This window comes from Streptomyces sp. PH10-H1 (genome assembly GCF_030063355.1).
In the GTDB taxonomy this organism is placed as follows: Bacteria; Actinomycetota; Actinomycetes; order Streptomycetales; family Streptomycetaceae; genus Actinacidiphila.
The window spans coordinates 21,636-47,950 of record NZ_JASISZ010000027.1 but is presented as its reverse complement, the minus strand read 5'-3'; the positions used below and the strand labels follow the sequence as shown (position 1 = coordinate 47,950).

Below are 26,315 nucleotides of genomic sequence, written 5' to 3'. Positions count from 1 at the left end.
GGCGATCCCGGGCGGCACTGACATCGGCTGACAGGCCGATCGGGGCAGGTCGCCATAGACTGGTCCCATCGACGAGCCCGCCTCCGAAGGAGGTCACACATGCGAGCGACCGAGGGTGACCAACTGGTGCAGCACGGCAGGACCGTGGGGCAGCACGACAAGGTCGGGGAGATCGTGCAGGTGCTGGGGGACAACGGAACCCCGCCGTACCGGGTCCGCTTCCCGGACGGGCACGAGGCATTGATGTCCCCGGGCCCCGACTGCGTTGTACGGTCCGAACCACATGGTGACGACGCATAGTCGAGTTGAAACAGAGTCGAGTGGGAGCGGGCTGGTAGTCGTCACCATCGGTCCATCGGGCCGGGCTTCTCGATGGTGACTACGTCGATGTCGTCGTCGCCCAAGGGAGCGTCTCCTTGATCACCGCCCTGCGCGATGCCTGGAACACCCTGGTCCCCGACCTCGACGGCCGCCATGGGCCGCTGCCGCGGCTGCTCCTCGCGCTGACTGTGGTCACCGGCTTCGTCGACGCCTTCAGCTATCTGGTGCTGGGCCATGTCTTCGTGGCCAACATGACGGGCAATGTCGTCTTCATAGCCTTTTCCCTGGCCGGTGCCGCCGGCTTCTCCCTGACCGCTTCCCTGGTGTTCCTGCTGTCCTTCGCCGCAGGGGCACTGATCGGCGGACGCGTCGCCAATCGGTTCCCCGACCACCGCGGACGGTTGCTGCTCGCGGCCACCGTCCTCGAAGCCGTGCTCGTCCTGGCGGCTTGTCTGACCTGCGAACTGAGCGCCGATCCGTCCACCTCGCCCACCCGCTACCTCCTCATCGTCCTGCTCGGCTGGGCCATGGGCGGACAGAATGCCGCTGTCCGCCGTCTGGCCGTCCCGGATCTCAACACCACCGTCCTGACGATGACCGTCACCGGTATCGCGGCCGATGGGCGACTCGCGGGAGGAACCGCCAGCAAGATCGGCACACGTGGCCTCTCGGTCGCCGCGATGTTCCTGGGAGCCCTCGCCGGCGCGATCCTCATCCGGCACACGGCAGTGTCGTTGCCGCTCCTCATCGCCGGTCTCACCCTGGCGGGAACCGCCGCCGTGATGTCCGGTCACGCACATTCCACCCGGCCTTGGACCGCGTGACGGCGGCACCCGCCCACCGTCCCCGCCCCCGGCCCGGTTCTTAGGAGGACGCTTCGCCGTGTGTCGCTCCGCGCTGCGCGGCCTCGCTCTGGGCGGGCCGCCACATCGGGTACATCGCCTCGGGGTCGAAGGGCAGGGCCAGCGGCCGGCCGAGGTCTGCGTAGCCGTGCCGCAGGTAGAGCTTGCGGCTGGCGGGGCTGGTCGCCTCCAGGTACGCGGGGCGGCAGGCCCGGTCGAGGATGTCGTGGTGCAGGCGCAGCAGGTGGGAGCCGATGCCGTCGCCCTGCAGGTCGGGATGGACGACCAGGAACGCCAGGTGGTCGTGGTCGCCGCGGTCGGCGGGGTATGCCTGGCCCATGGCTTCGTCGAGCTGGTGGAACCGCTCCACGTGGTCCTGGCAGGCGGCAGACAGCCGGTCGTCGTAGTCCTCGATGTCCGGGGACGGCATCGGCAGCCACACCGCGGCGGCCCGCAGGTCCTCGGTGACGTAGACCGTTCCGTGGCGCAGCGCGTGTCCGACGAGGATCTGGAAGAAGTGCGGGAAGATCTCCGGGTGCCGTTCGGGTGTGGGGACCAGCCAGCGGTGCAGCGGCAGTTCGTCGAAGACGGTGGCGAGGAGCCGGGCGACCGTCTCCTCCTCGGCGATGACGGCCTGTCGGACGGCTGTACCGGTCACGCGCGCACTCCTATGGGTCGGCTTCGGGCGGCCGGGCACCAGATCCTAGTCGCCTCCCGGCCGCACGCGGCCATCGCCCACGGCAGTGTCGGACCGGAACTCCCGGATCGACCCGACGGCCGCGCTCGCCGTGGGCAGTTGGCTCGACGCCGCGCGCCGTCGACGGACAGGGCCAGCTCCTGGGTCCTGGACTTCGCTTGCAGCGCTGATCCCGCGCCCCCGCTGATCACCCCAGCCAGCCGACCCCGGTGATACCGGTGTTCGCGCGACGCGGGGCGGGGGAGGAGACTGCGCAGATGACTGTTCATCGCCGCCCGCTGGGCATCGGACCGCACCCCGACACTGATCCGGACGAGGGCCGTGCGCAACGGGCGATGACGCCCGCCGAACGCGCGGCCGCGGAAGCGGCCCGCGGACCGGCTGGCGAGCACGTCTCCACCGAACCGGTGGCGTCGCGTCGTACGCTGGGCGAGGGCTCGCTGCCGGACGAAGACCTGGACGAGCGCGCCGACGAGCACCCGCCCCGCTGAGATCGCCCGAGTTGGCGGACCAGGTGACGGCGGATCCGGCGGTGGCCACATGCATCAAAGCCACCTCCCGCACCGCCGTATCGCCGTTCACCCGGGTCAGAATCCGGGTCCGGGATCCGCATCCCCCGCGGAGTCGTCCCCGTGCTGCTCGTACCAGCGCCGGATCCGCTCCATTTTCCAGATCACCGCGCGGTCGATCTCCTCCTGGCTCAGTCCCGTGGCCGCCGACAGGGTCTCCGGGGTGAGGAGGTCCTCGGGGTGTCCCTGCAGCGCACGACTGATCTTTCCCGCCCACAGTTCCTCGGCCACGAACGGGCGCCGCCGGTACTCCTCCTCCAGCGAGGCCAGGTGCTCGGGCGAGCAGACGATGATCAGCCGCTGTCCGTCCTTGCCCGGATCCCGCGCGTGAATCGCCGAGGAGTCCGGCACCAGGGCGAGCCGACCCCGCGCGCCGATGCGCCGGCCGCAGAAGTCGCAGATGTCCGGAAACGGTTCAGGCTCGTCTGATGCCATACCCAAGAGCTACCCCGAAGGCATGCGCCGATAGCAGGTGTCCGGCGCCGGCGCGGGGTGGACGGGGGGCGCTCAGAGCGCGGACGACAGGCGGCCGTCCGCGCGGGCCGGGTCAAACAGGGTGCGGGTGCGCCGAGTGCGGCCTGCCGCGCAGAGCGCGCATCAGCAACCCGAGAGCATGCGCCTGGACGAGTACGCACAGAGTGATTCCGGCGTAGACGAACCCGTGCGGCGCGGCTTGCGTTCCCCAGATCGCGTCCTCCACGGCGAAGACGGCGAAGACGGCACGAGGCTGCGCAGCCGGGCCGTGTCCATGGTGGTCTCCTCGTCGGGTCGAGTGGCGATTCCTCCATGGTGGAGCCTGCGCGGCGGCCGCGCCTGAGTACGGCTACTCAGGGGTTCCCGACCTGGCGCGTCGGCGGAAGCCGCCCGCGCCGTTGAAAGTGGCAGGTCGAGTTCCGGAAGTTTCCGGTGGGACGACTGCGCGTTTTCGCCCCGGCGGACGCTATAGAGGCAAGAGAGCGACGCGCTCTTGAGCACCGGACCCGGGACAACGGTGCTTACGTTGAGGAGAAGAGATCATCGTGAACCACGATGTGGCCTGGCACGCGGTCACGGCCGCGGCACTGCTGCGGGTGTTCGTGCCGGACGTGCGAATATGTCTGCGCCGACTGGCAGGGGCCGGAGTGCGCATCGGCGCGGCCGAGCTCCGCGAACAGTCCCGCTCCCTGCCCCCGAACCCTCAGAACCCGGTGACGGGCGAGTACCAGCAGGAGGTCCGGTGACCGTGCCACAGCCGGTCCCCGACACCGGCGAGGACTTTCGCGTCGTCCTTCCGCTGGACTTCACCGCGTTCCACGAGATGTACGGCGACGCCTACGAGCGCTACTCCTACACCCGGCTGGGCTCGCACGCCGACGCGGCGGAAGTCGTCGACGAGGCCTTCGCGCAACTGGCGCTGGACTGGCACGGGGTCCTGAGCCAGCCCAATGCCGAGGCCTACGCCTGGGCGGTGGTCCGCAACCGGGTCTTCGATGAGCTGCGCGCTCGGGCGCGCCGTCCGCTCGTGGTCGACACCACCGTCTTTGAGGCCATGGCCTTCCGGCTGACCGAGGACCCGATCGGGGCCCTGGAGGACCAGTTGGCGGTCCGTCAGGCGCTGACGCTGCTGCCGGACAAGCAGCAGGACGTCATCCTCCTGCGGTTCTTCGCCGGTTTCACCACCAAGGAAGCGGCCGAGTTGATGGGGGTGAGCCCGGCCACCGTGCGCTCCCACCGCCGCCAGGCCGCCCGCCGGCTGGCGGCCATCCTGGGGCCCGCCTCGCCCACAACCGACTTGAAGGGGGACTAACGGATGGACAGCATCGAGGATGTCCTGCATCGCGCGGAGGTCCTCACCCACGGATATGCCCGCGACATCCGCGCCGCGGAACGCCGCGTCGCCGGCCTGGTGCGCAACCATCTGCTCGCGCGCGCCGCGCAGATGGACGCCGCCGCAGGGGCCGTCAACAGCGCCTGCTCCGCGCCGGCCGCGGCGCCCGAGCCGCCTTCGGCTCCGGCCCGGCTGGAGGCCGCGATGCGGCGGCGGGCCCGGAACATGCCTCAGCTGTGCGCCCAAGCGGTCCGTACCCCCAGCGCGTCGGCCGCGATGGCGCAGTTCATCTCCTCCTCCTACACCGAGCCCGACGGGGCCAGGCTGTTCGCCTGCCTGCTCAAACTCACCGGCCGCGACGAAGGCGCCCGCTTCTGGTGGCAGTTCGCCGCCGGGGCCGGGGACCCCCACTCGGCCTACTATCTGGTCCTGCACCACGCCCAGCAGGGTGAACTCAACGACGCCCACCACTGGTACCGGCAGGTCGTCGCGTTCCGCGCCGAACGTCCGGGCGCGACCGTGCGGATCCTCGCCCAGTTGCTGGCCGCACAGGATCCCGAGGCCGGACCCGGCGGCTATGAGAGCGTCGCGCTCTGGGAGGTGATGTGCGAGCAGTTTCTCGCCGCCATCCGCGCGCCGCTGCACATCGACGACAACGCCGATGACGACCTCGGTGAGATCCCGCTGCCCGAACCCGATCTGATCGAGGAGATCAAGGACTTGGCCACTGTCTGATCCCGACCCGACCCGACCCGACCCGACCCGACCCGATCCGACCCCGATCCGACCCCGATCCGCCGCCGATCCGACCGGACTGACGGACCGGACGGCTGGTGTCCCCTCCTCGCGGGAGGGGACACCAGCCGTCGAGGTGCAGCGTGGCGCGCACCGGTGATCTGTGCGCCGTCTACTGGAGGTCGATGTCGTGGCCCGGACCGCGTTCGGCCTCGGAGCGCGGACCGAAATAGCGCCGCTCGGACTCGGCGATGGGCAGGTCGTTGATGCTGGCCTCGCGTCGGCTCATGAGCCCGTTCTCGTCGAACTCCCACAGTTCGTTGCCATAGCTGCGGAACCACTGCCCGGCCGCGTCACGCCACTCGTAGTGGAATCGGACGGCCATCCGGTTCCCGCGGAATCCCCACAGGCTCTTGCGCAGTACGTAGTCCGACTCGCGTGCCCATTTGGCGGTGAGGAAGGCGACGATCTCGGAACGTCCGGTGACGAAAGTGTCGCGGTTCCGCCAGGCCGAGTCCTCGGTGTAGGCCAAGCTGACGACTTCGGGGTCGCGGGTGTTCCAGGCATCCTCGGCGGCCTGGACCTTGGCGACAGCTGTCTCCAGGGTGAAGGGCGGCAGCGGGGGGCGGGGCGCGGTCATGGGGTCTCCATACATGGTCAGTTGGCCCGCAGGGGGGCCGTTCCGGTAAGGATGTGGCGTGGCGTGAAGCGGACCCGCCGTCCGGTGCCGTCGTCGTCGCCGGGGGCTCCGGGTGCGGTCCACTCGAGGGCGGCGGTGCCGGACAGCTGAAGCGTGGCGCCGGTGGCGAAGTCCAGGAACAGCAAGGCGGCGGTGTCGTCGACGGCGAGGTTGCCCAGGCTGTTGAACATGTTGTTGCCGGGGTAGTCCGGCCACCACAGGTCCGTTCCCTGGACGCGGACGAACCCGGGCGGGCCGCCGCGGTGGGATGCGTCCGCGCCGCGCGTCGGATGGACCGTGCCGAGGAAGAACGTGTCGGTTCCTTCGATCAGCCGGATGAGATCCGCATCGAGGGAGTCGTGCCACCGGGTCGCGGGGGCGTCAGTGCTCACAGGCGCCGCGGAGTGGCGGAGACGGCGGCGATGGATGTACTGCGGACAGTTGCCGTAGGCCTGGTCGACCGCCACCTGGAATCCGCTGTCGTCGACGGTGGCGAGAGTGCCGTTGACGCGCATGCGGCGACGGGTCGCGAAATCGATCGCCAGCATGCCCACCGGCTGCCCCGGGGGCAAGAGGGCCAGAGGATCGCCGGGGGCGGGCATCGCGTGGACATGAAGCGTCGCGTCATCGACGTCGTGGGCGTCGAGAAAGCCGGGGGTTCCGGGCAGTGGTGACGTCCAGAGCCTGCCGTCCCGGTCGCGGGCGGTCAGGACGGCCAGGTCGCGGTCCCCGAGGAACCACCTCGCGCCGCCGGTGAGATCGGGCGGTTCGAGCATGCCGGACAGCCGGCCGGCCAGGTTCCGCACTCCGGCGCGTTGCTGCACCGAGAGCTCGCCTTCGTGGAAACCGGCCGAGGCGGTCATGGCAGTCTCCTGAACTAATGGCAGTTAAGTTCTCGTTCCATTAGTAATATTGGCACGGGCGGTACGACGTGTCAAATGGTTGATGGCATGGACATCCATTAGGAAGGGGATTAAAGTCGGCACAATGGACACCATGGACCGGCAGCCCGGCGCGCCACTGCTCGGCGAACCGCTGCCTGTGGAGCTGATGAACACGATCTGGGCCGACCGTGACGGCGTACACGACGGACTGAACAATGCCGATGACCTCGCACGATGGCTCCGAGCCGTGGGTCCGCGCTTCACCCCGGCCCTGGCCCTGGACGCGGTGATCGACGTTTCCGGCTCGTCGGCGCTGCTGCCTCTCGTGGACCAGTACCGGCAGCTGCGTGATGCACTGCGCCGGCTGGCGGCCGTCACGACCGAGGACCCCCGCCCCGCGGCCGCCTCCGCGGCACCCGATCTCGGGACAGCGGTGGGCACCGTCAACCGGGCCTGCGCCTATGCGCCCGAGTGGTCACAGATGGTGTGGCCCGAAGGAGGAGCGCCCTCCCTCGCCGCCGGGCCCTCGGACGCCCACGCGGCGGCGACGGCGCTGTCGCGGATCGCGGAACAGGCGGTCCACCTGTTCACCGGGCCGGATCGCGTCGAACTGCGCGCCTGTCATGCCCCTGGCTGCGTGCTGTACTTCCTCCGCGCCCACCCACGCCGGGAATGGTGCTCGGCCACCTGCGGCAACCGGGCCCGAGTGGCACGCCACTACCAGCGGCACCACGCCGATCCCTCGGCGCCCAACGGAGCGCGCTAGGCCAACGGAACGGCCGGCCGGCTGAACGATCAGCCGGCCGGCCAGAGGCACCCTTCGGCACCCTTCGGTGCCAGGTGCCAGGTGCCAGGTGCCAGGTGTCAGGAGCAGAGGATGATCAGTGAGGTGACCACGGTGCAGGTGCGGCTGGCGCTGTTGTTGGCGGGGTTGAGGTCGACGGGCGCGCTGGCCGTACGGGTCGCGGTGACGGTGTAGGGCAGGTTGAGGGTGAGCAGGCCGACCGGGACGGTGAAGTGGCGGGTGGTGCTTGCACCGCTGGCCAGGACTCCCGCGGTGCAGGTGAGATGACCCGCGCTGACGGTGCAGTCACTGGAGGTTGCGGTCATCGGAGCGGTCAGGGGGACGGTCACGGTGGCGGAGGCCAGCGCGGAGGGTCCGTGGTTGGTGATGGTCAGCGTGTAGTTGATGTGTCCGCCGAGCAGTCCCGGCACGGCGCTGGCGGCCAGGGCCACGCCCACATCGGCGGCGGCGTACGTGTAGTGATCGGCGGCGCTGACGGCGCTGGTGCCGGCCGCGGTGGTGACCCGTACGTCCACGGTGCCGACCGCGCCGGCCGGGGCGACGGCGCTGCACGAGGTGTCCGTGCAACTGACCGCGGTGGCGCTGTGTCCGGCCCCGAAGGTGATGGCGGTGGCGCCGGAGAGGTTGGTGCCGGTGATGGTGACCGCCGTGCCGCCCGCGGGCGGGCCCGTGTTGGGGCTGACTGAGGTCACCGTCGGTGCGGGTGCGGCGGTCGTGCCGATCGCCACCCCGGCCGGGTTGTGCCCGACGGCGGTGGTGGCGGAGACGGTCGCGGTGGCGGTATCGATCACCGACACGGTGTTGGAGCCGAGGTTGGAGATGTAGACGTGGGCACCGTCAGGGGTGACCGCGACGCCCTGCGGGCCGGAGCCGACGGGGATGTCGGCAGTGACGGTGTTGGTGGCGGTGTCGAGCACCGACACGGTGTTCGCGTTGGCGTTGGCGACATAGGCGCGGGCGCCGTTCGGAGCGATCGCCAGCGCGTACGGGGAGGCGGCGGTCGCGACGGTGGTGACAACGGTGTTGGTCGCAGTGTCGATCACCGACAGGCTGCTGTCGCCGAGACTGGCGACGTAGGCGCGAGTGCCGTCCGGGGTGACCGCGACCGCGATCGGGAAGGCGCCGGCGCTGATGGTGGCGGTGACGGTGCTCGTCGCGGTGTCGATGACCGACACGCTGCCGCCGGCCCCGCTGTTGGTGACATAGGCGCGGGTGCCGTCCGGAGTGACCGCCACCGCGTCAGGGCCGGTGCCGACGGCGACCGCGGCGGTGACGGTGTTGGTGGCCGTGTCGATCACGGAGACGGTGTTGGAGCTCAGATTGGCGACGTAGACGCGGGCGCCGTTCGGAGCGACCGCCACGGCGGTCGGGCTGGCGCCGACGGTGGTGGTGGCGGTGACGGTGTTGGTGCCGGTGTTGATCACCGACACGGTATTGGAGCTGATGTTGGGAACGTAGACGCGGGTGCCGTCCGAGGTGGCCGCCGCCCCCTGTGGGCCGAAGCCGACGGGGATGGTGGCCGTGACGTTATTAGTGACGGTATCGACTACCGACACCGTGTTGTCACTGGCGTTCGCGACGTAGGCGGTCGTGGCGCCCGATGTCGCCTGGGCTGCCGGGCCGGCCACGGATATCAGCCCCGTAAGGCATAACGTGGCGGCGGCGGCCAGTGCCGTGAATCGCTGACGCCGTCTGAGACGCGAACCACGGGCTTGCATGAACGAAGACATGAAGATCTCCCCCCTCGTCCGCCCCGTAGTAGCGGGCACCGGTGGGGCCCTTGGAACCACAGCGGTGCGGTACTCACAACGCATGAGACCGCCTGAGCGGCTCGTCACCGGGGCATGCGGACCTGTAGGCCGCTCACAGTCCGGGCCGGGGCCAGGAGACTTGGGCCCCGGCGGTCTGCGACTCGCGTGATCGCCATGGGATACCGTCCGCGAACCCCGCGTTGTCACCAGACAGGATCATGCCAAAGCACATGCACCACAAGAGACGCGGCCCTGGCTCACCCTGGCGAATTACCGGAAATTCGGCAGGGTGGGGAGCGCCGGCCCAACGCTCGAATGTATGCCCGATATCTCTTGGGTATGTCGAGCGGTCTCGTTCCCGTCCGCGACCGAGCGGACGAACGCCGCCGCCCCACGGTCCCGACAGATGTTCACCTTGGTGTATCGCAGGCGCGTGAAGCGCAGCCGCAGACGCAGCTTCATGCAGAACGCGCAGCCGGGCCGCCAATAGACGACCACGCCGTCACGATCCCCGGCCGTGAACCCTCCCCGATTCGATGAGTGCCGGTCAGAGTGCCGGTCAGAGTGCCGGTCAGAGTGCAGACGGGAAGTCTGTCGACGATCGGTCGTCCGCCGGGGAGTGGGCCTTCTGTGCCGCTGACGTCAGTCTCCGCTCACGGAAATGAGACGGAGCCACGCCCTTGCCACTGCTCATGGTGAAGGTCTCCGATGGCGCGAGCTGGGTCGCCGCTGGGAGGATGGCGCATGGTCACCATCACCTTCGTCCGGGGCGACATCACCGAGCAGCGCGTCGATGCGATCGTCAATGCCGCCAACTCCTCACTGCTGGGCGGTGGGGGAGTCGACGGGGCGATCCATCGCAAGGGCGGTCCCGAGATCCTGGCGGACTGCCGTGCGTTGCGGGCGTCGCACTACGGGAAGGGCCTGGGGACCGGACGGCCGCCGGTCGCGCCCCTGCTCGAGCCGCTTCACGTACTCGACGCTGACTTCGGCGAGCGTGGCCAGTTCGGACCGGCGCAGACCGGGTGTACGGCGGCGGGGTCCGGTGGGCAGCCCCACCTCGGCAGGCGTGACGGCTTCACGGCGGATACGCAGGAACAGGCCGAGCTCGTTGTCGCTCACGTTGCGAACGTAGCAGCCCCGGCCGGCGGGATCGTGGCCCTGTCGCTACCAGTCTCCGCCCGGCCTTCCTGCACTTCGTCCGACCCGTCAGGTTGAGAGCAGCGGCCGGCACGGTCGCCGACTAGTGACTTGGGACAAGGAGCACGTCATGCCCGCAGAGACTCTCAACCTCGCAGTGATCATCGGTAGCGGCAGGGAGGGCCGGTTCGGCCCGGTGGTCGCGAATTGGTTCGTCGAACAGGCCGCGCACCACGGCCGGTTCAAGGTGGATCTGATCGATCTGGCGGATACGCCGCTGCCGCTCGAGCTGCCGCCGGTGTCGCCGGCGCTCAAGCCCGACATGGACCGTCCCGCCGAGATGGCCGACCTCACCCGGCGGATCGGGGCGGCGGACGCGATCGTCGTGCTGACGCCGGACTACAACCGCAGCTTCCCGGCCTCGCTGAAGGCCGCCATCGACTGGCACTACAGCGAGTGGGCGGCCAAGCCGATCGGTTTCGTCGGCTACAGCGGCGCGAGCGGCGGCCTCCTGGCCATCGAGCAACTGCGGCAGGTGTTCTGCGAGTTGGGCGCCCATACGGTGCGCGACTACGTCTCCTTCCCGCGGTACTACGAGCTCTTCGGCCCCGACGGGACCCTCATGGCCCCCGATGGCCCCAACGGCGCCGCGAAGGTACTGCTCGACCAGCTCCTGTGGTGGGGCTCGGTCCTCCACGACGCCCGCCGTGACCGCCCGTACGCCATCTCGGACTAGCCACCGAAAGCGCTGCCGCGCGCGGTGAACGGGGCGCGCGGCGCGCTCACATCGCACGCAACACCCCATGACATGAGTCACAGGAAAACACAGGAATCGGGGGCAACTGCCTCGGATTGATCAATTATGTCCGTCGTGCGGACGGGAGCCGCGGCCGGCGACGGATCGGAATCCCATTTACTCCTCTTTTACCTGGGCCGTAAGATCTGCTCAGTCACGCTGCGTGAGGAATTTCCGCAGTGGCTGCCTCTATTCTTCCGGACCCAGAAAGGGTCTCTTTTGAAGATCCGCCGTATTCTCGCGACGGCCGTCGTGGCTGCCGTGATCACGCCTGCCGCGCTGCTTTCGGTCACTCCCGCGTTCGCCGACTCCACGTCGGCGGCAAAGACGCAGGCGCAGTCGCAGGAGAAGCCCACCATCGAGCAGCTCGAAAAGGCCGCTGCCGAGGCGAAGAAGGCGTACGACGACGCCGTCATAGCCGAGAAGGCCGCCTACAAGCACATGGAAGAGATTCTCGACAACCCCGGCCCCACCCTCGTGAAGTACGAGGAGGCCCGGAAGGCAGCAGTCGCCGCCGCGACCGCCAAGGCCACCGCGGACCAGGCCCTCGTCGATGCCAAGGCCGCGCTCGCCGCGCTCCCCGGTACCGCCACCGAGGCGGAGAAGACGGCCGCCGAGCAGGCCGTCACCGACGCCGAGGCGGCGGCGAAGACTGCTGCCGCCGCGAAGACCGCCGCCGACGCCCAGGCCAAGGCGGCCGGGACGGCAGTGGACGATGTGCGGGTCGCCGCTGTTCAGAAGTACAGCGTGGCACAGAGGGCCACGAAGAAGGCGCTCGACGCCAAGAACGCCGCCGACAAGGCGCTCGCCGACGCCAGGGCCGAGGAGGGCTGCGTCCCGGAGCAGAAGTTCACCGCCGTCGCCAAGGGCCTTCCGTCCAAGATCGTCGCCGGCACCTGGGTGAGCTTTTCGATCCGGGTGACCAACGGTACGGCCAAGGCCGTGGACGGAATCGTCCCGGTTGCCATGTTCCACGCGATGGACAAGACCGGCACCGTCGACTACGACAAGCTCGTGCGACTGCAGTGGTTCGACGCGGCGTCGAAGTCCTGGAAGGCCGTCGGCAACGACCATGTCGTTGGTGTCACCACGGCGCTGAAGGCGGGCGCCCACGTCGACGTCAGCCTGCGCGTCCAGGTCGACGCCAAGGTCAAGGCCGGTAGCGGCATGGCCTTCGTCGCCGGCATGTACGTCAACAAGGACGGCTCCTGCGGTGGCAGCCCGGAGGCCAACGAGTACGCGTTCGAGATCACGGCCGCGGGGTCCAACCCCGGCAAGGTCGATGACGCCAAGCCGAGCAAGGTCAAGCCGGTCGTCCCGGCCCCGAAGCCGCAGGGCGGCAAGTCCGAGCTGCCGGTGACCACCCCGGACGGCGCCCTCGCCAAGACCGGTTCCTCCTCCGTCGTGCCGCAGCTCGCCCTCGCGGGTGGCGCGGCCGTGGCCGTCGGCGCCGGAGCGATTTTCGTCGTGCGCCGCCGCAAGGCCGGCTCCGCCGCCTGAGGCACAACCGACAACTGACACGGTGAGGGGGCCCGCGAACTCGGTTGAGTTCGCGGGCCCTTCACCGTCGTTCCGGGACGAGCACCGTCGTTCCGGGACGAGCACCGTCGTTCCGGAACGAGCCGACCCGCCTCGATTACAAGTTAGGAAACTTTACTAACTTCTCTTGACGGCCACCGGACCCTTTGCCACGCTCACTCCACGCGGCTTGGCGCGGCATCTCAGGATGTGACGCGCTCAGTGAGAGATCTGCCCCGGCCGTGGGCCTCGCGGCATCCCGTTTCGGCGGGCGCCGCGGTTGGATCTCCCACGCCCGGAGGCAGTCGTGTCCAAGCTCCTGCCCGTCCACCATCGCCGTCTGTACGGCCTGGTGGCGGCCCTCACCCTGCTCATCGCCCTGTCGGCCTCGTCGTCCGGATACGCCGCGGGCGACGTGCTGTTGTCCCGCGGCAGGCCGGCCCTCTCCTCGTCGGACGAGAGTTCGTCCCTCACCGCCGCCAAGGCGGTGGACGGCGACACCGCCACCCGCTGGGCCAGTGAGGAGGGCCTCGACCCGCAGTGGATCCGCGTCGACCTCGGCGCCGGCCACACCATCACCCGGGTGCACCTCGACTGGGAGGCCGCCTACGGGAAGGCGTACCGGATCGAGGTGTCACCCGACGGCTCCGCCTGGACCAAGGCGTACGGGACGACCACCGGTGACGGCGGGATCGACGAGGTGACCCTCCCGGCCGCGACATCCGGCCGCTATGTGCGCGTGTACGGCACGGCGCGCGGTACCTCCTACGGCTACTCCTTGAAGGAGTTCGAGGTGTACGGCCCGGCCGGCGGCCCGGACACCACCGCGCCGACCGCGCCCGGGAACCCGCGGGTGACCGGCACGACCGCCACCTCCGTCTCGCTGGCCTGGGACGCGTCCACCGACGACGTCGGCGTGACCGGCTACCAGGTGTCGCGCGACGGCGCGGTCGTCGCGACCGTCGCCGGGACCGGGTACACCGATCCGGACCGCACCCAGGGAACGTCCTACACCTACACCGTCAAGGCCATGGACGCCGCCGGAAACCTCTCCGCCGCGAGTGCGCCGGTGACCGGCACACCCGGCCCGGGTTCCCCGTCCTTCACGGTCGTGGCGGCCGGTGACATCTCCGATCCGGGATGCAAGGCCGGTGACAACTGCGGTGCGGAGAACACCGCCAAGCGCGTGGAGGCCATCAACCCTGACGAGGTCCTCACGCTGGGCGACAACCAGTACGACACCGGCAGCCTCAGCGACTTCACGAAGTACTACGGCACGACCTGGGGCCGCTTCCTGGCGAAGACCCACCCCTCCACGGGCAACCACGAGTACGACGACAGCACTCCCGCGGCCGGATACAAGGCGTACTTCGGCAGCCGTGCCACCCCCGCCGGCAAGACCTACTACAGCTGGGACCGGGGCGGCTGGCACTTCGTCGCCCTCGACTCCGAGACGTCCATGTCCGCGACCTCCGCGCAGGGCAAGTGGCTGGAGGCCGACCTCACGCGGAACACCAGCGCCTGCGTCGCCGCGTACTGGCACAAGCCGCTGTACAGCTCGGGGCCGCAGGCCGACATGGTCAGCAAGCCCGTCTGGCAGATCCTGCGCGCGCACGGCGCCGACCTGGTCCTGAACGGCCACGACCACCTGTACGAGCGCTTCGCGCCGCAGAACGCGACGGCGGGCGCCGATCCCGCGGGGGTGCGTGAACTGATCGTGGGTACCGGCGGCGCCGACAACTACGGCTTCACGAGCACGCAGCCGAACAGCCAGCAGCGGATCACCGACATCCACGGCGTCCTGAAGCTGACCCTCACCCCGAACACGTACTCCGGGCAGCTGATCCGCGACAACGGCTCGGTGCTCGACACCTTCGGGCCGGTCACCTGCCACTGACCCGCGACCTCAACTCGCTGCGGGACAGCGCAAGAGAGCGCAGGACGCCCCGCAACGCCCCGGAACGCCGCGCAATGCCGGAACGCTGCGGAACGTCGCGGAACGCCCTGCAACGCCCCGGAACGCCGCGCAATGCCGGAACGCTGCGGAACGTCGCGGAACGCTGCGGAACGTCGCGGAACGCAGAGAAAAAAGGAGAAGACGTGAGACGACGCATGACGGCACTCGCCGCCATCGCGACCCTGGCGGCCGGCGCGGGCGCGGTGTTCCCCGGCGCCGCGACCGGCCAGGCCTTGATCGTCCAGTACAACGTCTCCGGTTACGGCGTGCTGCTCGACATCAGCGGGTGGAACTAGCCGGTGTACATCTCGGCGAGCAGCGGTCCCAGCGCCGCCGACGGCGCCCCGGGTGTACGTCCGGGGCGCCGGGCCGGGCTGCTGCGCACGGTCCCCGCCAATGTCGTCGCGCTCGGCGCCGTCAGCATGGTCACCGACGTCTCCTCGGAGATGGTCAGTGCGGTGCTGCCGCTGTACCTCGTCCTCCAACTCGGCCTCAGTCCCCTCGCGTTCGGCATATTCGACAGTCTGTACTCCGGTGCCACCGTTCTCGTGCGGCTCGTCGGCGGCCACCTCGCCGACCGCCGCCAACGGCGCAAATTGGTCGCCGGGATCGGCTACGCCCTGTCGGCGGTGTGCAAACTCGGCCTGCTCGCCGCAGGCGGTTCCGTGGGCGCCCTCGGCGCCGTGGTGGCCGCCGACCGAGCCGGAAAGGGCCTGCGCACCGCCCCGCGTGACGCGCTCATATCCCTCAGCACACCGGCCGAGACCCTCGGCCTGGCCTTCGGCGTGCACCGGGCGATGGACACCGTCGGCGCCTTCCTCGGCCCGCTCGCGGCCTTCGGAGTGCTCGCCGCGACCGGCACCGCCTACGACGCCGTGTTCGTCGTCAGCTTCTGCGTCGCCGTGCTGGGCGTCGTGCTGCTGGTCTCCCTGGTGCAGGACCGGCAGGACCCGCCGCCTCCGGGCCGGAGCCAGGCCGCACTGCCCGCCGCGTTCGGGCTGCTGCGGGCGGCCGCGTTCCGCCGCACCTGCGTCCTGACCGCCGCGCTGGGCCTGGTCACCGTCAGCGATTCCTTCCTCTACCTCCTGCTGCAACGGAGGCTGGGGATCGCCCCGGAGTACTTCCCGCTGCTGCCGCTCGGCACCACCGGCTCCTACCTCCTGCTCGCCGTGCCGCTGGGCCGGATCGCCGACCGCTCGGGCCGGTTCCGGATGTTTCTCGGGGGACACCTGGCGCTGCTCGGCGCGTACGCGGTACTGCTCGGACCCGCCGGGGGACTGCTCGTACTCATCCCGGCGCTGATCCTGCACGGAGGGTTCTACGCCGCGACCGACGGGGTGCTGATGGCGGCGGCCGGCCCCCTGCTGCCCGCGGGACTGCGGACCAGCGGGCTGGCCCTGCTGCAGACCGGGCAGGCAGGCGCCCGGCTGGTGTCCTCGATCGTCCTCGGCGCGGCCTGGCCGGCCTGGGGTCCCCATGCCGGGCTCGCCGTGATGGCGGCCGGGCTGTCGGGGTGCCTCTTGGTGGCGCGCTTCGGCTTTCCGATGGGCGACACGCCGGCGGCCGATGTTCCGGCGGGCGATGTCCGGGTCCACGACGAGGAGAAGACCGTATGACCGTGTTCCAGCGGCCCACCCGGCTCCGGCTGTTCGCGCTGACCGGCGTCCTGCTGGCGCTCGCCGGCCTCGGGGTCGGTTACAGCGTCCACGCGGCGAAGCGCGAGGCGACTCCGGCCTTCCACGGCGCTCCGCTCGACACCGCCCGCCCCGGCCAACTGCTCTTCCGCTCCACCGCCCCCGGAGGGGGCTACGGCAACATCGCGGCGACCGCGGCCGACGCGACCCCGGCCACCGCGACACCCGTCACCGCGGCCGGGACCACCGCTGCCGGCGCCGTCCGCACGATCAGCGGTCTGGGCTGTGAGCGCTTCTACAGTGCGTCCGGCACCGGCGTCTGCCTCATCACCCGCACCGGCGCAGTGCCCAGGACCTACGCCCTGATCGTCGACCGTCAGCTGCGTGAGATCCGCCGGGTGAGACTCTCGGGCATCCCCAACCGCGCCCGTGTCTCACCCAGCGGGCGCATGGTGTCCTGGACCGTTTTCCTGCAGGGCGACTCCTACAACAAGGGCGGCTTCTCCACCTGGACCGGCATCCTCGACACCCGTACCGGCTACGCGGTACTGAACATCGAGGACATCCCGCTGTTCATCGACGGCCACCGCTACCGGGCGTCCGACGTCAACTTCTGGGGAGTGACCTTCGCCGCGGACGACAACCGCTTCTACGCGACCGTGACGACGAAGGGGAAGACCTACCTCGTCCAGGGCGACTACGGGAAGTGGGAAGCGCACACCCTGCGCGAGAACGCCGAATGCCCCTCCCTGTCGCCGGACGGCACACGCGTGGTGTTCAAGAAGCGGGTCTCCTCCGACGCGGCGAAACCCTGGCGGCTGTACGTGCTCGACCTGGCGACGATGCGCGAGACCCCGCTGGCCGAGCCGGAGAGCATCGACGACCAGGCCGTATGGTTCGACGCGAACACCGTCATGTACGCCAGAGCCCGGGGCAAGGGCGGCTCCGACGTCTGGGCCGTCCCGTCCGACGGGACCGGGCAGCCCCGCAAGCTCATCGCCGACGCCTCGTCCCCCAGCCGCTGACCAGCGCGCGCCGGGCGCGGAACTTGATGTCGCAGCATGCGCGTTCGGATAAACAGCTCACGAGTGGGGTAGAACGGGGGCGGACAACCTGACAGGGGATGTCTGCAACGCCCGCTCCGGGCGGCTCTTTTACGGACGAAGGACGCAGAAACGATGGCCAGCGGCACGGTGAAGTGGTTCAACGCGGAAAAGGGCTTCGGGTTCATCGCCCAGGACGGCGGCGGCGCCGACGTCTTTGCCCACTACTCCAACATCTCGGGCGACGGCTATCGCGAGCTCACTGAGGGCGAGCACGTGACCTTCGACATCGGGCAGGGTCAAAAGGGCCCGCAGGCAGAGAACATCGTCCGCGGCTGACACTCGGCCGCGCGCGGATGTGGGGGTCGCCCGTCCGGGTGGCCCCCACACCACGCGCCTGATCTCCCCTCCAACTCACGCTCCTGGGAGCTTCGCTCCGCTCCACTTGGGTCAGGATGCCCGCACGAGCACGTGCCGCAGGTGCCGCCCGAAACCGGGTGAACTGCCGTCCCCCGACGCGCGGTACATCACTGGGAGGAACCTACCCAATTCGGCTGATGAGTGCAGCGCAGGCGTACATGGCTTCTCAGTTCTCGCTATGAATTCTCGTCAGAGGCGAACCCATGCCCTGGCTCGGAGCGTCCTAGTAAGAGAGCACAGAGCTGCCGGTCTAGCACAGCGGTGGCCGTACGAGGAGTCAGGAGCGCGCCATGGATCCGCATTCGCCCGTTGACGTCAGCAGGCGCGTTGTTTGTCCACGCTGCCACAGGGTGAAGTGCATCTGCACCTGACATCGCGTCGGGTCACCACCGCACCACTGCTACTTCGATGCTTCGGGCGCGGCATCAGGAGCAGCACGACGAGCAGGGCGACGAAGCCGAGGCAGGCGGCGGCCAGGAACGCATCGTGGTTGGCCGCCGCCTTGGCGTCCCGCATCAGGAGAGGCAAGAATCTCGTTGATCGTGGCTGCGCTCCTGGCCGCAGGATTCGCCGCACTCGGCCCCATCGCCCCCGCCGGGGCCGTGGTACCCGCGACCATCCCACTCACCTTGACGAACAACTCCGGGCGCGGCGACCAGATCTACGTCTACGACATCGGGACCCGGCTCTCGACCGGCCGGCAGAGGTGGGCCGACGCGAGCGGTACGTTCCACGCCTGGCCCGCCGGCGGAAATCCGCCGACTCCGGCGCCGGACGCGTCGATCGCCGGACCGGCCAACGGCCAGTCCATGACGATCCAGATGCCGAAGTTCTCCGGGAGGGTCTATTTCTCCTACGGCCAGAAGCTCGCCTTCAAGCTGACCACGGGCGGACTGGTGCAGCCGCGGTGCAGAACCCGAGCGACCCGAACCGGAATATTCTCTTCAACTGGTCCGAACACACGCTCAATGACTCGGGGCTGTGGATCAACAGCACCCAGGTCGACATGTTCTCGGCCCCCTACGCCGTCGGCGTCAAGATCCCCAACGGTTCCACCAAGAGCACCGGTCACCTCAAGCCCGTTGGCTACAACGGTTTCTTCACTGCCCTGCGGGGTCAGCCGGGCGGCTGGGCCAATCTGATCCAGACCCGCTCGGACGGCACTGTCCTGCGCGCCCTCGCGCCCGGCCACGGCATCGAGTCGGGTGCGCTGCCGGCCACCGTCATGAACGACTACATCAACCGGGTGTGGAGCAAGTACACGACCTCCACCCTGACGGTGACGCCGTTCGCCGACCAGCCGAACACCAAGTACTTCGGCAGGATCTCCGACAACGTCATGAACTTCACCAACAGCTCCGGAGGGGTCGTCACCTCCTTCCAGAAACCCGACACCGACAGCGTCTTCGGCTGCCACAAGCTGCTGGACGCGCCGAACGACCTGGTACGCGGCCCGATCTCCCGCACGCTGTGCGCGGGGTACAACCGCTCGACCCTGCTCGTCAACGCGAACCAGCCCGACACGAGTTCCGCGAACTTCTACCTGGACGCGGTGACCAACCACTACGCCCGCAAGATTCACGCGCAGATGGCCGACGGCAAGGCCTACGCCTTCGCCTTCGACGATGTCGACACCTACGAGTCGCTGGTGAACGACCCCAACCCGCAGCAGGCGTACATCACCCTGGACCCGTTCAGTTAGAGCGTCACCCGCGTCAGTCAGGTCCCGGAGAACCGCCCGGCCACGTTCTGGAAGCGACCACCCAGGACGCGGCCGGGCCACTCGTCGGGTCATCCTGTCGCGTCGTCGCGTCGGGTCGTCAGCGGAGCCAGGGGTAGTCCGGATCCTCGGTGATCCTGACCTGTTGCGGGGCGTCCCGGGGGAAGGTCCAGATGCGGCCCGCGGTACTGGTGGCGGTCACCGTGTGCTCGTCCAGGGTGACCTCGCAGAAGGGGTTCGACGATTGGGAGACCGCCAGCCATCGCAGTGCGCCCTCGTCGCCGTCCTCGGTCACGGCGACCCAGCCGATGCTGCCGTGGTCCGACGACTCACCCGCCAGGACCCGGCTTCCGGCGAAGGCGCACGAGGCGAACACCGTGTCGATGTCCACCCAGCCACCGGCGTTCCACTCGGTGGCTCGTAGCAGCTCCCACCAACTCCACTGCTCGGCCCGCCGGTCGTGGAGCCGATCGGCCGGGGAGAACCGCATGAGGCGCATCACCGCGAGCGAGCCGTCGGCGAACATGATGACGTCTCCCTCGGGCGCCTCCCGGGCGCGCCAGCGGTCACGCACCGCTTGAGCGGCAGGAGTCGTGTCGTCAGAGGTGTCCACGCTCAGCATGGTGCCATGCCGCCAAGCCGGGTGCTGCGGATGGACCTCTCAGCCGATGGGGACGCCGGAGGCGACGCGCCCGAGGTTGTTCCAGCCGCCGTGGCCGTCGCCGCCTCTCCAGCTGTAGACGGTGGCGGCGTTGGTGCCCGGCTCGGTGAGGAGGTAGTCGGCGTTCCCGTCGCCCGTGAAGTCGGCGAAGGAGACCTGGTCGGCGTTGGTGGTCAGGCCCGAGGCGATGCCGCCGAGCAACAGCCAGCCGCCGTGTCCGTCCCCTCCACGGTTGAGGTAGACGGACACCGCGCCGCTTCCGGCGACCGCGAGGTAGTCCATCGCGCGGTCACCGTCGAAGTCGGCCCAGCGCACCTTGCCCGTTCCGCCCGCTTCGGTGCCGGCGCCCAACGGCGCTCCGCCTGCCGCCCATCCATCGCTGAACGCCCGGTCCAGCGGTCCGTAGAAGGCCTGAGCCATCCGTCGATGCCGCCGCGGATCTGATCGATCGTGTAGCCGCTGTGTCCCTCGTTGGAGAGGTCGGGCAGACTCCCGGATGACTGTGAGCCGACGAACCGCACGGAGTAGCGGGACCGGCCGGCCAGCAGATCCCAGAGGGGCCGGCGGTACGACGAGGTCCTGGCGCTGCCGACGCCCCAGGTGATGGAGTCGCCCAGCGGCATCACCCGCAGAACGGGCGGGGCCGGCTGCGCGGCGGGCGCACCGGATGGGAGCAGCGCCAGTCCGACGGCCCCGATGAGCGCGAGGACACTCGCGATCGGTCCCGGACGCCTCCTCCCGCCCCGTCCGGTCGCTCCGCGCCCTTGAGGCGGGCGCTTTCACGGGCGTTATCACCGGCGCTTGAAGGGCCGCTTTCGCGTCATGGACTGACAACGTTGTCCACACTGCACAGGCAAGCACGGCGGCAGCTAACCGGACTGTCTTCATGGGGACCTCCGGAGACTCGACGGCCGGCGGGGGGGGCGGGGCACGAAGTCGGAGAGCGCTCACAGAAGTTAACTGCGCTTCAGAGAGACGTCAATGCGCTGGTCGTGATGATCTACGGGCGTTCGCGGGCGGTCGCGGCCGGGTCGCGGCCCACCCCGCCCCGGTCCTGGCACTCCCTTTGGTGCCCCCTCGGCTGCCAACTCATGGCGCGGTCGCGGCCGTAGTGACCAGCGGCGAAGCGCGGCGGCGTGGCGCCAGCTAGGCTGATTCGTACGCATGTACCTTTCCGGTAGTGCTGCCTGTCCGCCTCAGTGGATGGGACCGATTGTCAGAAGGTACCCATGCCCTCTTTGTTCTCCGAAACAGTCCTCCCGGAATCCTCCCTGATCCCGGCTCCGGGGCGGCCGTCGACCGACCCGTTCCTCTCTCCGGCTCTTCTCCCGTTCGCCGCGGCGGAGACGGACGACGAGTTCGACGCGGACCGCGAGGGCGCCCCGCAGTAGCCCCGGCCGCGCCGGCCGACGCGAGCCCGGAGATCATCACGATCGTGCCGCGGGGTCCCGCATCCGGGCGGTGACCCCAAGGCGGTCCACGTCCGGGAGGTGCGGCATGATCGGACACCGGCGTGCGATCGGGGGGACGACAGGATGGCAGCTCCAGCGGAGGCCCGGCCCGGCTCTGCCGCCGGACCGGCGGAGACTTCACAGCCGCCCGGCGGACTGAACATCTTCCTGAACGGCACGTCGAGTTCCGGGAAGTCGAGCATCGCCGAGGAGCTCCTCCCGATCCTGGACGAAACGTATTTCCTTATGCCGGTGGACGCGTTTCACGCCATGCGAGCACGACATGACCTCACTCCGGACCACCTGTAGACCGTGCTCAAACACACCTGGATGGGCTTCCATCGCGCGGTTGCCGGCATGGCCGCCGGCGGCAACAACATCGTGGTGGACCACGTCCTGAGTGCGCGGTGGCGCCTGCTCGACTGCCTGGCCCTGTTCGCACCCAAGGACGTCGTCCTGGTCGGTGTGCACTGTCCCTTGCCGGAACTCGAACGGCGCGAGCAGGCGCGCGGCAACCGGCCCTCAGGACTGGCCGCCCGTCAGATCGCCCAGGTCCACGCGCACGGCGTCTACGACATCGAGTGCGACACCGGCAACGCCAGCGCGCTCGACTGTGCCCGGCAGATCAAGGACTTCCTGCCGCAGCGGCCGACCCCACCGCCTTCGAGCGGCTGCAGCTGAGTCTCCCGGACCTCCCGGACCTCCCGGCCGAAGAGCCGCCGACCGTCTGACTCACTCCCCGCCCGGGCGCGGGGCAGAGATCACTGATGGGTGGTGTGTTCCGGGCGTACGACCAGGATCACCCGGCGCTCGGCGTCGCCCACCGGCGCCTCGTACGACAGGCCGTACCGCTTCGCGAGGACGTCGAAGAAGTCGCCCGAGGGGTCGGGCTCGACGCGTTCGACCGTGCCGCGTACTTCCAGATACCGGTAGGGCTGCTCCGGGTCGTTCACCGAGACCGACACCTTTGGGTCGGCCGTCACGTTCTTGCATTTACGGCGGTCGTGGGTCGTGGTGAAGCGGAGGAACTCGCCGTCCCAGATCTGCCAGACCGGGTTGACGTGCGGGATGCCGTTCGGGCCCCTAGTGGCCAGATGCACGAAGAGGGGGCGGGTCAGCAGATCGGCGTGGCTGTCGGGAATCACTGCATGCTTAGTTGTCATAAGATTGAACGTTATCAATATTTTGATGATGCGCAAGAGCCGTATGATCGATCCCGTGACCATGCCCGCAGAGGAACGCCTCGGCCTCGACATCAAGCGCGCCGAGCAGGAGCTCATCGCCGCGAAGAGCGTGGCGGTGAAGGCGGCCGGCGTGACCGTGCCGCAGTACGCGGCGCTCTTCGCGCTCTCCGGTTCACCCGGCATCTCGGCGGCCGCACTCGCGCGGGCCTGCCTGGTGACGCCGCAGGCGATGAGCGTCGTACTGAAGAACCTCGAGGAACGCGCGCTGATCGAGCGCACACAGCACCCGTGGCACCACAACGTGCTGGAGACCCGGCTCACCGGCGGCGGCCGGGCGGTGCTCGCCGTCGCCGACGAGCGAGCCGTCGTGATCGAACGCCGTATCGCCGGTGAATTCACCGCGGAGGAACGGCAGATGCTGCGCTCCCTGCTCGGCCGGGCGATCCGGGCCATCCGGGACGAGGGCGGAGCGGGATCGTGAGTGGGAGCGGAGTCCAGGGCTGAGGTCCGGGGCCTGCCCGGCCGGTCACGGACAGGCCCTAGGCGGTCACGCAGAACAGGGTGTCCCAGGGATCCCGCAGCCGAATCCCCGGTCCGGTCGAGCCGCTCCCGGGAGGCTCGTTCTCGGGCGGTGTGACGACCATGCCCCCGGCGGCCACCGCGCGTTCGGCAGCGGCGGCCGGGTCGGGGGTGCGAAAGGCGACCTGCCAGCGCGGGCGGATCTTCGGATCCGGCGCCTGCTCCAGCGCGCCACCGTGGAGGGCGGCGACGGTGCGCCCGTTGATGTCGAGGAACACCTGGTCGTCTTCGTAGCGCACGGTGCAGCGTTCGGGTGGTTCGGTGTCCCAGCCCAGCGCCCCGCTGTAGAAGATCGCCGCCGCGAAGACATCCCGGGTATGGAGGTCGAGCCGGACGCTGGGGCGCGCGCCGCCGACGGCCCATTGCATATCCAGCGGGCCCTCCCACAGGGCGAAGGGCGCGCCGGCCGGATCGATGGCCCAGGCCACACGCCCCGGACCGAAGGCCAGCGGGCCGACGGCGACGGTACCGCCGCGCTCGCGGATCCGCTCCGCGGCCAGGTCCGCGCTGTCCTCGGCGAAGTGCACCGACCAGCACGCCGGCACGCCCAGGACGTGCCCTCGCTCCCCGAGGCCGGCGATGGGCACCCCGTCGCTGAGCGCCACGGCGTACTCCTCATGCCCGAAGCCGGGCCGGTACTTCCAGCCGAGCACCTCGCCGTAGAAGGCCTTGAGGGCCGGCAGGTCCGCGGTGGTCAGGCTCACCCAGCACGGTGCTCCCTGGACGGCGCGTTCAAGAGAAGACATACCAGCACGCCTCACTATGTGGTGGGGATGCTGATCACTGTGCCACTGTCCGCCCCGGGACGCGCGCACTGGCACGCGCTACCGAGGGTGACCGTGGCCCGGACGGCCGCGCCAGGCTCCGCCCTGCGCGCGGAGCGTGGCTGGTCCCGGCGGGACCTGGCCGAGGCCGTCGGGGTGAATTGCAGAAGCGGTACCGAGGTGGTCCTCAATTCTCGGTCGCCGTGACTAAGCGGGCCGGAGCGCCGCCAGTTGCTGGGCGAAGGGGATCACCTGGTCGGCGGCCGGTGGGGATGTGGTGGACCGGTCGGACATGTGGCCGGCCAGTTCCCCCGCCGCGCGGGCGATCCGGGCGGCGAGGCCGTCGGTGCTCGCGTCTCCTCCGGAGCCCCAGTCCTCGGAGGCGGCGTACACGGCGGTCGGCATGACGAGAGAGTGCAGGTAGGCGAAGAGCGGTCGCAGCGCGTGCTCCAGTGCGAGCGAGTGCCGCGCGGTGCCGCCGGTGGCCGCGATGAGGACGGGTTTTCCCGCGAGTGCTCCGTCGTCGATCACGTCGAAGAACGACTTGAACAGTCCGCTGTAGGAGGCGCTGAAGATCGGGGTCACGGCGATCAGACCGTCCGCCCGTTCCGTCGCCTCGATGGCGTCCCGCAGCGCGGCACTGGGGAATCCGGTCACCAGGTGATGGGCGATATCGGTGGCGAGGTCGCGCAGCTCGACGATACGGACCTCGACGGCGCGGTCCGGGTCCTGGTCCCGCAGGCCGCGCCGGGTCGCCTCACCCAGCCGGTCGGCCAGCAGACGCGTCGAGGACGGCTGGCTCAGGCCGGCCGAGACGATGACGAGGTTCAGGGTGTTCATGGGTCACTTTCTCCGCGGTGGGTCAGGAGGGGCGCTTCGACGAGTCAGACGGCGTCGGCCGTGCGGGCGGCCTCGGCGCGGGCGACCAGGGCGGCGTGGGTGGGGCCGCTGGGCACCCGGGCCGGCCGCGACGCGGCGAACTCCTTGCGCAGTACGGGCACGACTTCCTCGCCGAGGAGGTCGAGCTGCTCCAGCACGGTCTTCAGCGGCAGGCCCGCGTGGTCCATGAGGAACAGCTGGCGCTGGTAGTCGCCGAAGGTGTCACGGAAGGTCAGGGTCTTGTCGATGACCTCCTGCGGGCTGCCCACGGTCAGCGGCGTCCGGTCGGTGAACTCCTCCAGAGAGGGCCCGTGACCGTAGACGGGGGCGTTGTCGAAGTAGGGGCGGAACTCCCGTACCGCGTCCTGCGAGTTCTTGCGCATGAACACCTGACCGCCGAGGCCGACGACGGCCTTTTCGGGGGTGCTGTGGCCGTAGTGGGCGAAGCGCTCCCGGTACAACTCGATGAGGCGGACGAAGTGCTCCTTGGGCCAGAAGATGTTGTTCGCGAAGAATCCGTCGCCGTAGTAGGCGGCCTGTTCGGCGATCTCCGGGCTGCGGATCGAGCCGTGCCAGACGAACGGCGGGACCCCGTCGAGCGGCCGGGGGGTGGAGGTGAACGACTGCAAGGGCGTGCGGAATGTGCCCTTCCAGTCCACTACGTCATTGCGCCACAGCTCATGGAGCAGCGCGTAGTTCTCCACCGCGAGCGGAATTCCCTGCCGGATGTCCTTGCCGAACCAGGGGTAGACGGGCCCGGTGTTGCCGCGGCCGAGCATCAGGTCGACGCGACCGTCGGCCAGGTGCTGGAGCATGGCGAAATCTTCGGCGATCTTCACAGGATCGTTGGTGGTGATCAGCGTCGTCGAGGTGGACAGGATGATCCGCTCGGTCCGCGCCGCGATGTAGCCGAGCATGGTCGTCGGGGACGACGGTACGAAGGGCGGGTTGTGGTGCTCCCCGGTCGCGAAGACGTCGAGACCGACCTCCTCGGCCTTGAGCGCGATCGTGACCATGGCCTTGATCCGCTCGTGCTCAGACGGCGTCGTCGCGGTGGTGGGATCGGCGGTGACATCGCCGACGCTGAAGATCCCGAACTGCACTGTGCTCACCACATTCATTTCGTTGACAGTTCAACTATCTCCATCAACGGGCTGCCCCGGGCATCTATTCCCGGCGAGGACGGACCTTGGGCCGGCCCCTCCCTTCGGGTCGTTCGACGACATACGGGCGGCTACGGATTGTGACCATTGTTACGTACCCGGCGGCTTGCGAGATGGACCGGCGACGCAATCCGACGCCCTGCGACCGATGCTCCGGCCAGTGCGGATCGCGGTCGGGCCACCGCCGAGCGGCCTTGTGAGTCCGACGACCGCCTCCGCGAATATGGCGTAAACCGCTTCCGTCACAGGTGATTTGGCCGAGAGGCGCCTTTGCCCAGGTCCGCACCTCCTGGCTAGGGTGTGCGTTCTGTGGTGG

29 protein-coding genes and 5 pseudogenes are annotated in these 26,315 nt (G+C 69.5%); 19 read left to right on the top strand and 15 right to left on the bottom strand.

Translation table 11 applies throughout. From position 1 onward, the window contains the following. The first annotated feature begins 99 nt into the window (after positions 1–99). Together QMK24_RS18095 and QMK24_RS18090 are read left to right on the top strand one after the other, a co-directional pair. On the top strand, positions 100–300 hold the full coding sequence (locus QMK24_RS18095) for a DUF1918 domain-containing protein (protein WP_283467193.1): 201 nt from the start codon (positions 100–102) through the stop codon (positions 298–300). A gap of 116 nt (positions 301–416) precedes the next feature. Beyond that, positions 417–1,145, top strand: coding sequence for a YoaK family protein (locus tag QMK24_RS18090; protein WP_283467191.1), 729 nt, complete (start codon positions 417–419; stop codon positions 1,143–1,145). A 40-nt stretch (positions 1,146–1,185) separates the two neighbouring features. Here QMK24_RS18090 and QMK24_RS18085 read toward each other — a convergent pair whose 3' ends face one another. Continuing rightward, positions 1,186–1,821 (bottom strand): GNAT family N-acetyltransferase, encoded by a 636-nt coding sequence (locus tag QMK24_RS18085; RefSeq protein ID WP_283467190.1) that lies wholly within the window; start codon positions 1,819–1,821, stop codon positions 1,186–1,188. A 296-nt stretch (positions 1,822–2,117) separates the two neighbouring features. Here QMK24_RS18085 and QMK24_RS18080 point away from each other — a divergent pair, with 296 nt between their 5' ends. Next, positions 2,118–2,351: a hypothetical protein gene (locus tag QMK24_RS18080; RefSeq protein ID WP_283467188.1), complete on the top strand. Its 234-nt coding sequence runs from the start codon at positions 2,118–2,120 to the stop codon at positions 2,349–2,351. Positions 2,352–2,447: 96 nt separating this feature from the next. Here the strand turns inward: QMK24_RS18080 and QMK24_RS18075 are convergent, their stop codons facing one another. Both QMK24_RS18075 and QMK24_RS41845 read right to left on the bottom strand, forming a co-directional pair. Then, a complete protein-coding gene (locus QMK24_RS18075) occupies positions 2,448–2,864 on the bottom strand; it encodes a hypothetical protein (protein ID WP_283467187.1) in 417 nt (138 codons plus the stop codon). 112 nt (positions 2,865–2,976) lie between these two features. Continuing rightward, positions 2,977–3,135: pseudogene (locus tag QMK24_RS41845) on the bottom strand (SCO4225 family membrane protein); the annotation flags it as partial. Between the two features lie 313 nt (positions 3,136–3,448). On the opposite strand from QMK24_RS41845, the gene QMK24_RS18070 reads away from it, so the two are divergent. Genes QMK24_RS18070 through QMK24_RS18060 form a run of 3 tightly spaced genes read left to right on the top strand, consistent with a single transcriptional unit; the run spans position 3,449 to position 4,971 of the window. Further along, a complete protein-coding gene (locus QMK24_RS18070; protein WP_283467185.1) occupies positions 3,449–3,649 on the top strand; it encodes a hypothetical protein in 201 nt (66 codons plus the stop codon). Beyond that, on the top strand, positions 3,646–4,215 hold the full coding sequence (locus QMK24_RS18065) for an RNA polymerase sigma factor (protein WP_283467184.1): 570 nt from the start codon (positions 3,646–3,648) through the stop codon (positions 4,213–4,215). The genes QMK24_RS18070 and QMK24_RS18065 overlap by 4 nt, the downstream gene beginning before the upstream one ends. 3 nt (positions 4,216–4,218) lie before the next feature. Beyond that, the gene (locus tag QMK24_RS18060) at positions 4,219–4,971 is read left to right on the top strand and encodes a hypothetical protein (RefSeq protein ID WP_283467183.1); all 753 of its coding nucleotides are present in this window, start codon (positions 4,219–4,221) and stop codon (positions 4,969–4,971) included. 172 nt (positions 4,972–5,143) lie between these two features. On the opposite strand, the gene QMK24_RS18055 is transcribed toward QMK24_RS18060, so the two are convergent. Beyond that, positions 5,144–5,611, bottom strand: coding sequence for a nuclear transport factor 2 family protein (locus QMK24_RS18055; RefSeq protein ID WP_283467181.1), 468 nt, complete (start codon positions 5,609–5,611; stop codon positions 5,144–5,146). 17 nt (positions 5,612–5,628) lie between these two features. Then, complete coding sequence (locus QMK24_RS18050; RefSeq protein WP_283467179.1) at positions 5,629–6,513, bottom strand: pyridoxamine 5'-phosphate oxidase family protein; 885 nt, start codon at positions 6,511–6,513, stop codon at positions 5,629–5,631. A gap of 124 nt (positions 6,514–6,637) precedes the next feature. On the opposite strand from QMK24_RS18050, the gene QMK24_RS18045 reads away from it, so the two are divergent. Next, entirely contained in the window at positions 6,638–7,300 is a 663-nt protein-coding gene (locus tag QMK24_RS18045) for a CGNR zinc finger domain-containing protein (RefSeq protein WP_283467178.1), read from the top strand. A gap of 98 nt (positions 7,301–7,398) precedes the next feature. Here the strand turns inward: QMK24_RS18045 and QMK24_RS18040 are convergent, their stop codons facing one another. Both QMK24_RS18040 and QMK24_RS41840 read right to left on the bottom strand, forming a co-directional pair. Beyond that, the gene (locus QMK24_RS18040; RefSeq protein WP_283467176.1) at positions 7,399–8,967 is read right to left on the bottom strand and encodes a choice-of-anchor I domain-containing protein; all 1,569 of its coding nucleotides are present in this window, start codon (positions 8,965–8,967) and stop codon (positions 7,399–7,401) included. Positions 8,968–9,360: 393 nt separating this feature from the next. Next, a complete protein-coding gene (locus QMK24_RS41840; RefSeq protein WP_502962557.1) occupies positions 9,361–9,588 on the bottom strand; it encodes a thioredoxin domain-containing protein in 228 nt (75 codons plus the stop codon). Positions 9,589–9,834: 246 nt separating this feature from the next. On the opposite strand from QMK24_RS41840, the pseudogene QMK24_RS18035 reads away from it, so the two are divergent. Beyond that, positions 9,835–10,029, top strand: a pseudogene (locus tag QMK24_RS18035) (macro domain-containing protein); the annotation flags it as partial. Here the strand turns inward: QMK24_RS18035 and QMK24_RS18030 are convergent. Continuing rightward, positions 10,024–10,212, bottom strand: a pseudogene (locus tag QMK24_RS18030) (helix-turn-helix domain-containing protein); the annotation flags it as partial. The pseudogenes QMK24_RS18035 and QMK24_RS18030 overlap by 6 nt on opposite strands. A gap of 148 nt (positions 10,213–10,360) precedes the next feature. On the opposite strand from QMK24_RS18030, the gene QMK24_RS18025 reads away from it, so the two are divergent. The 7 genes from QMK24_RS18025 (at position 10,361) to QMK24_RS17995 (ending at position 17,517) form a co-directional block, all read left to right on the top strand. Beyond that, positions 10,361–10,966, top strand: coding sequence for an NADPH-dependent FMN reductase (locus QMK24_RS18025; protein ID WP_283467174.1), 606 nt, complete (start codon positions 10,361–10,363; stop codon positions 10,964–10,966). 312 nt (positions 10,967–11,278) lie between these two features. Beyond that, the gene (locus QMK24_RS18020; RefSeq protein WP_349307873.1) at positions 11,279–12,526 is read left to right on the top strand and encodes an LPXTG cell wall anchor domain-containing protein; all 1,248 of its coding nucleotides are present in this window, start codon (positions 11,279–11,281) and stop codon (positions 12,524–12,526) included. Positions 12,527–12,851: 325 nt separating this feature from the next. Then, a complete protein-coding gene (locus QMK24_RS18015; RefSeq protein WP_283467172.1) occupies positions 12,852–14,441 on the top strand; it encodes a discoidin domain-containing protein in 1,590 nt (529 codons plus the stop codon). A gap of 203 nt (positions 14,442–14,644) precedes the next feature. After that, positions 14,645–14,797 carry a hypothetical protein gene (locus tag QMK24_RS18010; protein ID WP_283467171.1) on the top strand — a complete coding sequence of 51 codons (153 nt, stop codon included), beginning with the start codon at positions 14,645–14,647 and terminating at the stop codon, positions 14,795–14,797. 3 nt (positions 14,798–14,800) lie between these two features. Continuing rightward, a complete protein-coding gene (locus QMK24_RS18005) occupies positions 14,801–16,117 on the top strand; it encodes an MFS transporter (RefSeq protein WP_502962558.1) in 1,317 nt (438 codons plus the stop codon). After that, positions 16,114–17,160: a TolB family protein gene (locus QMK24_RS18000; protein WP_283467169.1), complete on the top strand. Its 1,047-nt coding sequence runs from the start codon at positions 16,114–16,116 to the stop codon at positions 17,158–17,160. Before QMK24_RS18005 ends, QMK24_RS18000 begins: the two co-directional genes overlap by 4 nt. Before the next feature lie 153 nt (positions 17,161–17,313). After that, on the top strand, positions 17,314–17,517 hold the full coding sequence (locus tag QMK24_RS17995; RefSeq protein ID WP_283467167.1) for a cold-shock protein: 204 nt from the start codon (positions 17,314–17,316) through the stop codon (positions 17,515–17,517). Between the two features lie 396 nt (positions 17,518–17,913). Here QMK24_RS17995 and QMK24_RS17990 read toward each other — a convergent pair whose 3' ends face one another. After that, positions 17,914–18,114 (bottom strand): hypothetical protein, encoded by a 201-nt coding sequence (locus QMK24_RS17990; protein ID WP_283467166.1) that lies wholly within the window; start codon positions 18,112–18,114, stop codon positions 17,914–17,916. Between the two features lie 20 nt (positions 18,115–18,134). Between QMK24_RS17990 and QMK24_RS17985 the strand changes: the two are divergent. Next, a pseudogene (locus QMK24_RS17985) lies at positions 18,135–19,300 on the top strand (glycoside hydrolase family 64 protein). A gap of 118 nt (positions 19,301–19,418) precedes the next feature. Here the strand turns inward: QMK24_RS17985 and QMK24_RS17980 are convergent. Together QMK24_RS17980 and QMK24_RS17975 are read right to left on the bottom strand one after the other, a co-directional pair. Further along, positions 19,419–19,931, bottom strand: a complete 513-nt coding sequence (locus QMK24_RS17980; RefSeq protein ID WP_283467164.1) for a hypothetical protein — start codon at positions 19,929–19,931, stop codon at positions 19,419–19,421. A 48-nt stretch (positions 19,932–19,979) separates the two neighbouring features. Beyond that, a complete protein-coding gene (locus tag QMK24_RS17975; protein ID WP_283467162.1) occupies positions 19,980–20,399 on the bottom strand; it encodes an FG-GAP repeat domain-containing protein in 420 nt (139 codons plus the stop codon). Between the two features lie 809 nt (positions 20,400–21,208). Here QMK24_RS17975 and QMK24_RS17970 point away from each other — a divergent pair. Both QMK24_RS17970 and QMK24_RS17965 read left to right on the top strand, forming a co-directional pair. Then, positions 21,209–21,370 (top strand): hypothetical protein, encoded by a 162-nt coding sequence (locus QMK24_RS17970; protein ID WP_283467160.1) that lies wholly within the window; start codon positions 21,209–21,211, stop codon positions 21,368–21,370. A gap of 144 nt (positions 21,371–21,514) precedes the next feature. Then, a pseudogene (locus QMK24_RS17965) lies at positions 21,515–22,111 on the top strand (chloramphenicol phosphotransferase CPT family protein). A gap of 80 nt (positions 22,112–22,191) precedes the next feature. Here QMK24_RS17965 and QMK24_RS17960 read toward each other — a convergent pair. Next, positions 22,192–22,593 carry a PPOX class F420-dependent oxidoreductase gene (locus QMK24_RS17960; RefSeq protein ID WP_283467158.1) on the bottom strand — a complete coding sequence of 134 codons (402 nt, stop codon included), beginning with the start codon at positions 22,591–22,593 and terminating at the stop codon, positions 22,192–22,194. Between the two features lie 61 nt (positions 22,594–22,654). Between QMK24_RS17960 and QMK24_RS17955 the strand changes: the two genes are divergently transcribed. Then, a complete protein-coding gene (locus QMK24_RS17955) occupies positions 22,655–23,095 on the top strand; it encodes a MarR family winged helix-turn-helix transcriptional regulator (RefSeq protein WP_283467240.1) in 441 nt (146 codons plus the stop codon). 58 nt (positions 23,096–23,153) lie between these two features. Here QMK24_RS17955 and QMK24_RS17950 read toward each other — a convergent pair whose 3' ends face one another. The 3 genes from QMK24_RS17950 to QMK24_RS17940 form a co-directional block, all read right to left on the bottom strand. Then, positions 23,154–23,897 carry a VOC family protein gene (locus QMK24_RS17950; RefSeq protein ID WP_283467157.1) on the bottom strand — a complete coding sequence of 248 codons (744 nt, stop codon included), beginning with the start codon at positions 23,895–23,897 and terminating at the stop codon, positions 23,154–23,156. A 267-nt stretch (positions 23,898–24,164) separates the two neighbouring features. Continuing rightward, positions 24,165–24,797 carry an FMN reductase gene (locus QMK24_RS17945; RefSeq protein ID WP_283467155.1) on the bottom strand — a complete coding sequence of 211 codons (633 nt, stop codon included), beginning with the start codon at positions 24,795–24,797 and terminating at the stop codon, positions 24,165–24,167. A 44-nt stretch (positions 24,798–24,841) separates the two neighbouring features. Further along, entirely contained in the window at positions 24,842–25,939 is a 1,098-nt protein-coding gene (locus QMK24_RS17940; protein WP_283467239.1) for an LLM class flavin-dependent oxidoreductase, read from the bottom strand. Positions 25,940–26,315 lie beyond the last annotated feature (376 nt).

Excerpts from the sequence above, each read along its gene's own strand:
- QMK24_RS18080 (WP_283467188.1), top strand. The coding sequence starts at position 2,118 with ATGACTGTTCATCGCCGCCCGCTGGGCATCGGACCGCACCCCGACACT.
- QMK24_RS18095 (WP_283467193.1), top strand. The coding sequence starts at position 100 with ATGCGAGCGACCGAGGGTGACCAACTGGTGCAGCACGGCAGGACCGTG.
- QMK24_RS17960 (WP_283467158.1), bottom strand. The coding sequence starts at position 22,593 with ATGACAACTAAGCATGCAGTGATTCCCGACAGCCACGCCGATCTGCTG.
- QMK24_RS17955 (WP_283467240.1), top strand. The coding sequence starts at position 22,655 with ATGCCCGCAGAGGAACGCCTCGGCCTCGACATCAAGCGCGCCGAGCAG.
- QMK24_RS17945 (WP_283467155.1), bottom strand. The coding sequence starts at position 24,797 with ATGAACACCCTGAACCTCGTCATCGTCTCGGCCGGCCTGAGCCAGCCG.
- QMK24_RS17970 (WP_283467160.1), top strand. The coding sequence starts at position 21,209 with ATGCCCTCTTTGTTCTCCGAAACAGTCCTCCCGGAATCCTCCCTGATC.
- QMK24_RS17990 (WP_283467166.1), bottom strand. The coding sequence starts at position 18,114 with ATGCGGGACGCCAAGGCGGCGGCCAACCACGATGCGTTCCTGGCCGCC.
- QMK24_RS18000 (WP_283467169.1), top strand. The coding sequence starts at position 16,114 with ATGACCGTGTTCCAGCGGCCCACCCGGCTCCGGCTGTTCGCGCTGACC.
- QMK24_RS18050 (WP_283467179.1), bottom strand. The coding sequence starts at position 6,513 with ATGACCGCCTCGGCCGGTTTCCACGAAGGCGAGCTCTCGGTGCAGCAA.
- QMK24_RS17995 (WP_283467167.1), top strand. The coding sequence starts at position 17,314 with ATGGCCAGCGGCACGGTGAAGTGGTTCAACGCGGAAAAGGGCTTCGGG.
- QMK24_RS18045 (WP_283467178.1), top strand. The coding sequence starts at position 6,638 with ATGGACACCATGGACCGGCAGCCCGGCGCGCCACTGCTCGGCGAACCG.
- QMK24_RS18025 (WP_283467174.1), top strand. The coding sequence starts at position 10,361 with ATGCCCGCAGAGACTCTCAACCTCGCAGTGATCATCGGTAGCGGCAGG.
- QMK24_RS18055 (WP_283467181.1), bottom strand. The coding sequence starts at position 5,611 with ATGACCGCGCCCCGCCCCCCGCTGCCGCCCTTCACCCTGGAGACAGCT.
- QMK24_RS18075 (WP_283467187.1), bottom strand. The coding sequence starts at position 2,864 with ATGGCATCAGACGAGCCTGAACCGTTTCCGGACATCTGCGACTTCTGC.
- QMK24_RS18060 (WP_283467183.1), top strand. The coding sequence starts at position 4,219 with ATGGACAGCATCGAGGATGTCCTGCATCGCGCGGAGGTCCTCACCCAC.
- QMK24_RS17975 (WP_283467162.1), bottom strand. The coding sequence starts at position 20,399 with ATGGCTCAGGCCTTCTACGGACCGCTGGACCGGGCGTTCAGCGATGGA.